This window comes from uncultured Clostridium sp. (assembly GCF_900547735.1).
Classification (GTDB): Bacteria; Bacillota; Clostridia; order Lachnospirales; family Lachnospiraceae; genus Otoolea.
In genome coordinates this window covers 21,595-32,117 of record NZ_URHZ01000064.1, presented here as the reverse complement: position 1 = coordinate 32,117, position 10,523 = coordinate 21,595, and the positions used below count along the sequence as shown (strand labels likewise).

Below are 10,523 nucleotides of genomic sequence, written 5' to 3'. Positions count from 1 at the left end.
CAAGCGGGAGCGAGTCCCCGCAGGAATTTTTTTCTCCGGATTCCCCCTCACCACACACTAACCCCCGGGACTGAAGACTCATCCACACCCTCCCACTACCCCGTCCGCCGTCTTACAGAGGCGTCCTCACATCTCAACTACCCATAGAAAAACGGTGGAGATCCCCAAACCGGAACCTCCACCGCACTCATTTCCCTATCTCTTATTCTCTCTCAATCTTCACGGAACTCATCACCGGCATTTCCACCGGTCTATTCCACGTCTCGGCTCCGGAAGTAGGAAGTCCGGCAATCCTGTCGAGCACTTCAAAACCGGATACCATCTGCCCGAAAGCGGCGTAACGGCCGTCCAGCTTGTGGGCGTCTTTATGCACCACAAAGAACTGGGTGCCCGCCGTGTCAAAGCCGTCGTCGCGGGCCATGGAAATGGCGCCTCTTGTATGGGGAATCGGATTGTGTATCCCGTTTTCCTCAAATTCGCCTTTGATATGCCAGTCACTGTCCGTCATGATATCGTTGTCGGGAGAACCCGACTGAATCACATAATCCTTCACAATCCGGCACCAGGCAAGGCCGTCGTAGAACCCGCTTTCCGCCGTATCGACAAAGTTTTTCACCGTAAGCGGCGCATGCTCCGGGTAGAGGTCAAAGACCATCTCGCCGAAACCTTCTGTTGTAATAATACATTTCATCGTTTTCCCTCTGCTCTCTTAAAGTTATGCTGTTATTTAGCCATAACCTTTGCATCCTTGAAATAGAGGTTGGAAGAAGAGGTCATATAAACTCCCTTTACATAATCCTTTAACAGGAAGTTCTCAGCCTTATAGTACAGAGGCAGAACCGCATATTCTGAGGAAGCGATCTCATCCGCCTTCTTTACCAGCTCGGCAAATTTTGCCGGATCTTTTTCAACTTTAATCTGATTTACCGCGGCGTCATAATCTGCGTTGCTGTAATTCGCGTTGTTTGTAATGTCATCGGTGTATAAGAGCGGTAAGAAGCTCATCGGGTTAATGTAATCGGCGCCCCAGCCCATGGCGGCCACTTCGTAGTTGCCTGCCTGAACATCGCTGTAGAATACGGCCCAGTCGGCGGAACTTACTTCTACCTTAATGCCGAGATTCTGCTCCCACATCTCCTTAATTGCCTCTGCAATCTTCTTTACATTGTCATCGGAGTAGAAAGAAAGCTGAACGGTTGGGAATCCCTCTCCATCCGGGTATCCTGCTTCTGCAAGAGCTTTCTTTGCCTCTTCCGGGTTTGCCGTAGAGGATAACCCAAAGTCGGAACGTCCGTCCGTCAGATCTTTTCCGTCAACCACATAGCCGGGAGCATAGAAGCTGAATGCCGGAACGGCGTCTAACTGTGCCACGTTGTTGATGAGGGCGTCACGGTCGATGGCAAGGTTTAATGCCTTTCTTACCAGCGGGTTGTTGTACGGTTCTTTTTCACAGTTGAAATTATAATATACGGTACCATAGATTGGCGCTGTGTTGAGGCCGGATTTCTCTGCCTTCAGGCGGGCAATGTCGCCGGACGGAACCATTCTGACGCCGTCCACTTCACCGTTTTCAAATGCGGTAAGGGCGGTTGAAGTGTCAAGAATATAGCGGTATGTAAGTTTTTCAAGCGTTACATTCTCTGCATTCCAGTAGTTTTCATTTTTCTCAAGGACATAGCTTTCACCCATGTTAATCTGGGTAACCTTGAACGGTCCGTTGCTGATATAAGAATCGGCAGACTGTGTCCATTTATCTCCGTTTGCTTCAACTGCAGCTTTCTGTACAGGGAAATATACCTGCATGCTTACCAGATCTACAAAGTATGGGCACGGAGCCTTTAAAGTGTACTCTAAGGTATTCTCATCCAGCGCTTTCACACCGACTTCCTCGGCTCCCACTTTACCGTCATAATATTCCTGGCCGTTTACAACATAGTCGGAAATCATATTGAGGTACTGGGCCGTTGTGGATGGTGTCAGGACGCGGAGTGCGGAATAAACATAATCGTTTGCCGTCAAATCGCTTCCGTCGCTCCACTTTAAGCCTTCTCTTAAATGGAAGGTGTATACGGTCAGGTCGTCGTTGGACTCCCATGACTCTGCATTGCCCGGAACTACCTCTCCGCTCTCGTCGTAGGTAACAAGGCCTTCAAAACAGTTTGCAAGGAACGGTGTGGCAAATGAGTTGCTGGTAACGGTCGGGTCAATGGAATCCGGTTCATTGTTGAGGACAAATGTCATCTCCTGTTTGTCTGCAAGAGTATCTCCGGCCCCTTCCGTGGAAGCCTCACTTCCTGCAGCCTCCGTCGTTGCCTCCGCAATGGTCTGCGGCTCCGTGGCTTTGCTTCCACCGCCGCCGCAGCCGGAAAGCACCGTTGTGCCCACAAGGCCGAGGGCCAAAAGCAGACTTACTTTCTTTTTCATAATATTGCTCCTCCTTCATGGAATTTTTATGTTGCAGGCGCGCTTTTCTTTGTTCCCAAAGACGCCGTCACATCAATCGCATCAGTATAAGTGGCAGGCCACCATATGCCCGCCTCCCACGTCCTTCATCTGCGGTACCGCCTCGCTGCAGGCCTGTGTCGCATACGGGCATCTCGTATGGAAACGGCAGCCCGAAGGCGGATTAATCGGACTCGGGATATCTCCCTCAATACTGCTTTTTTCTTTCTGCCTGGCAAGTTTTGGGTTCGCCACGGGAATACTTCCTAAAAGTCCCTTTGTATACGGGTGAAGTGGGTTCCTGTAAATCTCCCCGGCATCGCTGACCTCCACCAGCTGCCCCAGGTACATGACTCCCACGTCGTCCGATACGTAACGCACCATGGACAGATCATGGGCAATGAAAAGGTAGGAAACGCCCTTTTCATCCTGGAAATCTTTTAAGAGGTTGATAACCTGAGCCTGAATTGAGACGTCCAGGGCGGAAATCGGTTCATCGCAGATTACCAAATCGGGCTGCAGGATCAGCGCTCTTGCAATTCCCACACGCTGCCTCTGGCCGCCGGAAAATTCATGGGCGTACCGGTTGGCATGTTCCTTTGTAAGACCCACGCGTTCCAGCATCGGATAGACGAGGTCATTCGACTGTTCCTTCTTTTTCACAATGCCGTGGGCCACGAGAGGTTCGGCGATGATGTCGCGGACCGTCATCCTGGCATTGAGGGAGGAATATGGATCCTGGAAAATCATCTGCATCTTTTTTCTATATGGTTTTAACTGTTTCTGGCTTAAATTCGTGATGTCCTCTCCATCCAGGAAAATCTCTCCCGAGGTTGGGTCATACATCCTGATAATCGTCCTGGCGCAGCTCGATTTGCCGCAGCCGGATTCACCGACCAGTCCCAGCGTCCTTCCCTTTTTCAGCGTCAGGTTCACGCCGTCCACCGCGTGAACCACCTGTTTGCCGCCTGCCTTAAAATGTTTTGTGAGGTCTCTGACCTCAAGTATATTCTGATCACTCATGGCGTTCTCCTATCTGCGAAATGGATTATTTTCATCGGCCGGCGCATCCGGGGACAGAAGGAAACATCTGGAAAAATGTCCCTCTCCCACCTGGGTGAATTCCGGCATTTCCATTGCACACACTCTTCTCGCATAGGGACAGCGCGGCGCAAAAGGACAGCCCTTCGGCGGATTCGTCATATCCGGCGGTGAGCCTGGGATTGGACTGAGCCGCACGTCTTTATCCTGTTCCACATCAGGAATGGAAGCCAAAAGCCCCATCGTATAGGGATGGCTCGGGTGTTCAAAGATATCTTCTATCTCAGCCTCCTCCATCACCAGGCCGCCGTACATGACAATGACACGGTCGCAGAGCTCCGCCACGACACCCAGGTCGTGTGTGATAAAGATAATGCTGGTTCCGTACTCCTTCTCAAGTTCCCGGAGCTGGCGCAGTATCTGATCCTGGATTGTCACATCGAGAGCCGTCGTCGGTTCATCCGCAATCAGGAGAGCCGGTTTATTCGCAAGGGCCATGGCAATCATGACACGCTGGCGCATACCGCCGGAAAATTCATGAGGAAATGATTTATACCGTTTCTCCGGTTCGGGGATACGCACTCTGGAAAAAAGCTCCAGAACTTCTTTCATTAATTCTTCCCTGCTCTTTTCCGGATGGTGTTCCCGGATCATCTCGGATACCTGTTTTCCCACCGGAATCAGCGGATTTAACGAGGACATCGGATCCTGGAAAATCATTGAGATCTTCTCTCCCCTGATTTTACGTATTTCTTTTTTAGAAAGCTTCGTCAGATCCCGGCCTTCAAAGACAATGGCGCCGTCCTTAATTCTGGCCGTATCCGCCAGCAGACGGAGAATGGACATGGACGTAACGCTCTTTCCACTTCCCGACTCCCCTACGATTCCCAGGATTTCCCCCTTTTTGACGGAGAAACTGACTCCCCGGACCGCCTGCACCTCACCGTTGCTCGTCATAAATGAGGTTTTCAAATTCTCTATATTTAATATCGTTTCCATGTTCTCACTCCTTACTTTTGCCGCATACACGGTTCTGCCTTTTTTACAGGTGAATGCCGGCGGCTATTTTTTCAGCTTCGGATCCAGCGCATCCCTCAATCCGTCGCCCACAAAGTTAAAGGCAAACATGATAATACAGATAACGAGAGCCGGGATAAAAAGCTGGTGCGGACAGGAACGAAGGTTTTCCGTCGCATCGTTGCACATGGTTCCAAGGCTGGCCAGGGGCGGTTTCAGTCCGATACCCAGATAGCTTAAAAATGCCTCCATGAAAATGGCCGACGGGATCAGCATTGTGACGGTTACCAGAATGGAACCCATGGCATTCGGAATCAGGTGTTCAAACAGAATTGTTTTGGTGGAGGAACCGATGGTCTTTGCCGCCAGGATAAATTCCTGTTCCTTAAGGCTTAATACCTGCCCGCGGACCACTCTGGCCATATCCACCCAATAAACGGTTCCCAGGGCGATGATAATACTCTGGATTCCCTGCCCCAGCAGGACCATGATAAGAATAACATAGAGCGTCAGGGGAATCGTACTGATAATATCCACGATACGCATCATTACCGTATCCACCATGCCGCCCGCGTATCCCGAGATACCGCCGAACAGGATGCCGATGACCATGTTGACGGCCGCGGCCACGAAGGCCACCATCAGTGAAACTCTTGTGCCGTACATCAGCCTGGTCAGGATATCCCTCCCCAGGTTGTCGGTTCCAAGCACGTAAGATTTATTCCATATTTTGGCCGTGGGATAGATTGTGTTTGTCTCGGGATTTGCGATTACATACGGCTTCTGTCCGTAGTAAAGGGCAATCTCCGTTCCGTTGTAATCATAGATCGTCATCATCCGGTCGGACTCTTCCCTGACCTTTTTAAGCTGTGTCCCCAGGGTGCCGTCCTTATCCACCTGAAGCACTTTCAGGGACTGTGTGATATAGAAATAACCCGACTGGTCCGGGGCTTCATACACCTTCATATAGGGAGGAATATTTACCACTTCCAGATTCTGGGTCGAATAGCTGTATTTTGTAAACATCGGGCCTGCAATTGCAAAAAGAAGTAAAAGCACGATAATGACAAATCCGGCAATCGCCGTCGGTTTCCTGCGGAAGCGGAACCACACATCGCCGGCAAATGTTCTGTTTTTAGTCCATATTTTTTCACGATCCTCATTCGAGGCCTCGAGCATTTCCCATTTATTATCCATTTTTATCCCCGTCCTTATTCAAATTTGATTCTTGGGTCAATCAGACAGTAGAAAATATCCACAATAAAAATCATTGCCATCAGGAACGTAGCATAGAAAATCGTAACGCCCATGATCGTGGTATAATCTCTCACCTGCACGCTGTTGACAAAATGAACTCCGAGGCCAGGGATTGCAAAAATCTTCTCGATTACAAAGCTGCCTGTCATCAGGTTTGCCACGGTAGGTCCCAGCACGGTAATCACCGGAATCAGCGCATTCCTCATGGCATGTTTTAAAATGACTTTCGTCTCGGAAAGCCCTTTTGCCCTTGCGGTACGGATATAATCCTGCCCCATCACTTCGAGGAGGCTGGAACGCATCAGTCTCGCCATATAGCTTAAGGAATATCCGCCCAGGGCAATTACGGGGAGAATATACCCCTTCCACGTATCAACTCCGTAGGTCGGGAGCAGATTCAGCCGGAAGGAAAATATGTAAATCAGAACGGACGCAATGACAAAGGAAGGGATCGTGACGCCTATCGTCGCTATCGCCATCATCACCATATCCTGCCACCTGCCGTTCTTCACCGCGGCCAGGATTCCCATCGGGACAGCGGCCAGCAGAACAAAGACAATGGTAATACAGCCCAGCTTTGCCGATACCGGAAAGCCGTTCGAGATATACTCTCCCACCTCTTTGCCCGGATACTTATAAGAAGGACCCAGATCGCCGTGGAGCAGGTTGCCCAGATAATCAAAGAACTGCTCCGGCAGCGGTTTATCCAGATTATATTTTTCATTCAGTGCGGCCAGCACCTCCTCCGACACCTGCCTGTCACTCGTAAACGGCCCGCCGGGCACGGAGTGCATAATGACGAAAGTCAGAAGCACAATCAGGAACATCGCAATCAGCATCATTCCAAGACGTTTTATAAAATATTTTACCATTTCATTCCCTCACATCAGTCTTTTCTTACGGTTTTACACCTGTCCGCCATGAATCTCCATATGGCGTTCAAATGTCTCTGCCACAAACACAAAAACCGTTATTTATGGTCGATTATAAGCCTTATTGTTACTTTTTGTCAATTGGTTTCTCACATTACCAGTGTGAAGTTGTGTATTGAAAAATGAGGACGCGGGGGATTTGGATAGTGTGCGGGGGGAGGATGGAGGTGGCGGGGTCTTCAGTCCCGGGGGAGAAATGTCGTGTACGGGGAATGCGGAGGAAAAAATTCCTGCGGGGACTCGCTTGCGCTTGTGGAATGCGAAACGGATGCTAGATTCGAAAACACCTCATCAAGCACCGTCGGATTCCAAGGTCCCCTCCGGAAAGTTTTCCTCCTCCTTCCCCTCGGCCAAGAGGATCGACGGGACTGAAGACCAGGCAGGGATCGGCCCGCACACTATCCGAATGCCGCTGGTATTCCTCTTTTTCTATACGGGAGGTGGGTGGGGGTCGCTGCCACTATACTTTCTTATATGCTTTAGTTTTCTTGTATTCCCGAAAATTCTCCGCTGTAAAATCACTCCCCAAAAGCCCTCAACCCCCCAAGCCCCTTGAAAATTCAGGACAATCAGCGGTTGCCGGCTGGAGGCGGGATGGTGTGCGATATCCTGGGCGTCTTCAGTCCCGGTCATAGCCTTCCCCACCCGCAACCAAACCTCCGTCCGGGACTGAAGACTCACAACCTCCCCCACCATCCCGCCTCCCAGCCACTGCAACAGCGTCCTCAATTTTCAAAAACAGCACTCCGCAAAAATCTCTTCCACCGCCGCCAGATACTCCGGGAATTTCTGGGACTTTTTTATTTTTTTTAGTTGTTTTTCTTTGATTCCCTCTTCTTTTCCGTCGAAAAGGCCGCCCATGTAAAACCAAAGCTCTTTCATTTTAAAAAGTGTATTCCGGTCACCCGACATTGTTTCCCGATATCCGTTAAAAATCTCATCGTGGAATGCCTTTAAGGCCGATTTGGAAGGTTTGTCAGGGTTTTCCCGGACTGAGTCTGTGCCTGGGGCTGTGCCGGAGGCTGTGTTTTCCGCGGCTTTAAGCTGTTGGAACAGCGCCGGGTTTGAGACGGCTCCGCGGCCCAGCATGACGCTCTCTATCATGGGGAACTGATTTGGCGGGAATTGTTCCGTGAATGCGGTGAACGCTTCCCGCGTGAATATGTCTCCGTTATAGCAGACCGGATTGCTGCTCTGTTTTGCGCCTTCCCCGAACACACTGAGGTTTGGCTTGTTTGCATAGAAATCACTCCGCACCCGCGGGTGGATAATCAGTTCTTTCAGCGGATACCGATTATAGACCTGCATCAAATCTTCAAACTCGTCGGGGCTGTTAAGGCCGATTCTTGTCTTTACCGACACCGAGATACCGTCGGGTTCAAGCTCTTTCACAACCTGTTCCAGGAAACGGTCGAGTTCCACCGTGTAGAACAGAAATCCAGAACCTTTCTTTTTCGCAACCACGGTTCCTGAGGGACAGCCCAGGTTCAGGTTGACCTCACGGTAACCGTACCCGGCGATTTCTCTGGACGCCCAGATAAAATCCTCCGCTTTGTTGGTCAGTATCTGAGGCACCAGCGACATTTCCCGATTGTGCTCCGGGCAGATATCGTTTTTTTCCCTGGAACTCAGCCTGTGGTTCTGGGTCGTCGCGATAAAGGGGGTGAAATACCGATCCACACCTCCGAAAATACGGTGATGGGCGCTCCGGTATATATATCCTGTAATTCCCTCCATGGGGGCAAAATAATATTTCATGTCTTATTTTATATCCTTTTCTTTTTTCGTTCCCTGCTCCATGACCTGCACTGCTCCAGCCACTGTTCCGTAAAGGATGGCGCAGACAGGTAATAAAGATGAGGAAATCCGCAGACTCTTGCGCCGTCCTGATGAATGCACCGCCACTTCCGTTCCGATGCCGGTTTTTCAGCCAGCCAGGCCTCCCCCGGCTCCTCACTCTCCCAGTAATGGAATTCGTGTCCCTTAAGGTTTGCTCCATCCGGGGATGTCAGGCTGATATAGCCGAACCGGCCGAGTTTCCCGGTTCTGAATGCCCGCATTTTATAAATTCCTGCCATTGGATAGTCGATTCCGTCGCTGCCCTCAAGCCGGTCATGCAGATATAAAAATCCGCCGCATTCCGCCAGCACGGGAATCTCCTGCCGCCAGGCCTCCCTGATGGAACGGAGCATTTCCGTATTTTCAGAGAGTTCTCCTGCGTAATTTTCCGGATAACCGCCTCCCAGAATGAGACCGTCCACATCCCCGGGCAGTTCTTTATCATGAAGGGGACTGAAGTTTACAAGCTCCGCCCCCTGTGCTTCCAGAAGGTCGAGATTTTCCTGATAATAGAAACAGAATGCCTCATCGCGGGCAACGGCAATCCGCACCTTTTTCCCCCCGGCGCTCTCCCCGGCAATGATAAACTCTGCCAGGCCCGCATGATCCGCCTCTCCTGATTCTGCTCGATTCACCTCTCCGGCCCCTGCAATCGAGAGAATTCGATCGATATCCACTGTCTTTTCCATCTGCTCCGCCAGATATTCAAGACGCCTGCAGAGCGAATCAATTTCCCCGGGCAGAAAAAGGCCCAGGTGGCGGCTTTCAAAGCTGTATTCCGGCGCTTCGGGAAGGCTCCCAACCACCGGTATCCCTGTCTCCGCCTCTATCTGTTTTGCAAGCCTTGCGGCAACGGCCGGGGAAGTCCGGTTCAGTATAACGCCCTCAATCCGGCTGTCCGGCCTGAATCCGGCAAACCCTTTTACCGTGGCAGCCAAAGAAAGGGATGCTCCCTTGCCGTCCAGGATCAGGATGACGGGCGTCCTGGTAATCCTGGAGATATCATAGGCGCTGGCCTGAGTATGAATCCCGCCGATGCCGTCGTAGTATCCCATCACGCCCTCTATTACCGCTATATCGGCTCCGTTCTTTAAAAACGTCCGGTTGAAGTTTTTCTCCACTTCCTCTTCATCCAGAAAAAAGCTGTCCAGATTTGCTCCCGGTATCCGGAGAACATGGCGGTGGAACATCGGATCGATATAATCCGGCCCGCATTTGAACGAGCACGGATGGAGTCCTCTCTTAATTAATGCCCGCAGGAAACCGCAGGTTATCAGGGTCTTCCCGCTTCCGCTTTTCGGGGCGGCAAAGAGAATCCCCGGAACCGGATTTTTATTTTCTTCTCTTCCCATCATCATACTCCGGTCTCCCCGTTCCCTTCCCCGCCTTCTCCAGTAAACGGCTCTTTCCCGCCGAAGGAAATGATATAAACCGGGTTCTGCCCCTGCATCAGATGATACCGGCCAGCGCGGGCCGAACGGGAAACCTGGATTGTAACAATATCCGCTTCAATTTCCCGCGTCCTCAGGCACTCCAAAACGAAGGAGAGGGTTTCCAGGGCAATCACGTTGATTACCACCCTGATTTGGGAATTGAGTGAAATCAGCAGATCGATAATCTCGCCCATTTCTCCCGAAGTGCCGCCGATAAACGCATGGGTCACCTTCCGCACAGATTCGTCTTTTATGACACTGTCCCGGCCTCCTGTTACGGCCAGGGATATCTGTTCCAGTGCGTCGCCCTCGACGATCGTTAAGTTTCCAACGCCCGCCTTCTCTCTGTTTCTCTTAATCAGTTCAACAGCCCCGGCATTCTTTTCAAAAGCGCAGACCGCTTTCACCGGATGGCAGAGCAGCGCCTCAACCGAGACAGAGCCGGTTCCCGCTCCGATATCCCAGAGCACGGAATCGCGGTTCAATTCAAGCTTAGACAGGGACACCGCCCGGACCTCGCTTTTTGTCATAGGTACTTTTCCTCTGATAAACCAGTCATCTC

Annotated in this window: 9 protein-coding genes; all 9 read right to left on the bottom strand. The window is 51.1% G+C overall.

The features are described 5' to 3' along the window. Nucleotides 1-202: 202 nt before the first annotated feature. On the bottom strand, nucleotides 203-691 hold the full coding sequence (locus tag QZT18_RS17700; RefSeq protein WP_294149951.1) for a peptidylprolyl isomerase: 489 nt from the start codon (nucleotides 689-691) through the stop codon (nucleotides 203-205). Nucleotides 692-723: 32 nt separating this feature from the next. Further along, complete coding sequence (locus tag QZT18_RS17695) at nucleotides 724-2,424, bottom strand: ABC transporter substrate-binding protein (protein ID WP_294149950.1); 1,701 nt, start codon at nucleotides 2,422-2,424, stop codon at nucleotides 724-726. 81 nt (nucleotides 2,425-2,505) lie between these two features. Then, entirely contained in the window at nucleotides 2,506-3,465 is a 960-nt protein-coding gene (locus tag QZT18_RS17690) for an ABC transporter ATP-binding protein (RefSeq protein ID WP_294149949.1), read from the bottom strand. Between the two features lie 9 nt (nucleotides 3,466-3,474). After that, nucleotides 3,475-4,482, bottom strand: coding sequence for an ABC transporter ATP-binding protein (locus tag QZT18_RS17685; RefSeq protein WP_294149948.1), 1,008 nt, complete (start codon nucleotides 4,480-4,482; stop codon nucleotides 3,475-3,477). A 63-nt stretch (nucleotides 4,483-4,545) separates the two neighbouring features. Continuing rightward, the gene (locus QZT18_RS17680) at nucleotides 4,546-5,697 is read right to left on the bottom strand and encodes an ABC transporter permease (RefSeq protein ID WP_294149947.1); all 1,152 of its coding nucleotides are present in this window, start codon (nucleotides 5,695-5,697) and stop codon (nucleotides 4,546-4,548) included. Between the two features lie 14 nt (nucleotides 5,698-5,711). Further along, on the bottom strand, nucleotides 5,712-6,629 hold the full coding sequence (locus QZT18_RS17675; RefSeq protein WP_227032193.1) for an ABC transporter permease: 918 nt from the start codon (nucleotides 6,627-6,629) through the stop codon (nucleotides 5,712-5,714). A 792-nt stretch (nucleotides 6,630-7,421) separates the two neighbouring features. Further along, nucleotides 7,422-8,447: a tRNA-dihydrouridine synthase gene (locus QZT18_RS17670; RefSeq protein ID WP_294149938.1), complete on the bottom strand. Its 1,026-nt coding sequence runs from the start codon at nucleotides 8,445-8,447 to the stop codon at nucleotides 7,422-7,424. An 8-nt stretch (nucleotides 8,448-8,455) separates the two neighbouring features. Further along, on the bottom strand, nucleotides 8,456-9,886 hold the full coding sequence (locus QZT18_RS17665; protein WP_294149937.1) for a cobyrinate a,c-diamide synthase: 1,431 nt from the start codon (nucleotides 9,884-9,886) through the stop codon (nucleotides 8,456-8,458). Then, the gene (gene cbiT / locus QZT18_RS17660) at nucleotides 9,883-10,491 is read right to left on the bottom strand and encodes a precorrin-6Y C5,15-methyltransferase (decarboxylating) subunit CbiT (RefSeq protein WP_294149935.1); all 609 of its coding nucleotides are present in this window, start codon (nucleotides 10,489-10,491) and stop codon (nucleotides 9,883-9,885) included. The genes QZT18_RS17665 and cbiT overlap by 4 nt, the downstream gene beginning before the upstream one ends. Nucleotides 10,492-10,523 lie beyond the last annotated feature (32 nt).

Excerpts from the sequence above, each read along its gene's own strand:
- QZT18_RS17675 (WP_227032193.1), bottom strand. The coding sequence starts at position 6,629 with ATGGTAAAATATTTTATAAAACGTCTTGGAATGATGCTGATTGCGATG.
- QZT18_RS17685 (WP_294149948.1), bottom strand. The coding sequence starts at position 4,482 with ATGGAAACGATATTAAATATAGAGAATTTGAAAACCTCATTTATGACG.
- QZT18_RS17695 (WP_294149950.1), bottom strand. The coding sequence starts at position 2,424 with ATGAAAAAGAAAGTAAGTCTGCTTTTGGCCCTCGGCCTTGTGGGCACA.
- QZT18_RS17665 (WP_294149937.1), bottom strand. The coding sequence starts at position 9,886 with ATGATGATGGGAAGAGAAGAAAATAAAAATCCGGTTCCGGGGATTCTC.
- QZT18_RS17690 (WP_294149949.1), bottom strand. The coding sequence starts at position 3,465 with ATGAGTGATCAGAATATACTTGAGGTCAGAGACCTCACAAAACATTTT.
- QZT18_RS17670 (WP_294149938.1), bottom strand. The coding sequence starts at position 8,447 with ATGAAATATTATTTTGCCCCCATGGAGGGAATTACAGGATATATATAC.
- QZT18_RS17680 (WP_294149947.1), bottom strand. The coding sequence starts at position 5,697 with ATGGATAATAAATGGGAAATGCTCGAGGCCTCGAATGAGGATCGTGAA.
- QZT18_RS17700 (WP_294149951.1), bottom strand. The coding sequence starts at position 691 with ATGAAATGTATTATTACAACAGAAGGTTTCGGCGAGATGGTCTTTGAC.
- cbiT (WP_294149935.1), bottom strand. The coding sequence starts at position 10,491 with ATGACAAAAAGCGAGGTCCGGGCGGTGTCCCTGTCTAAGCTTGAATTG.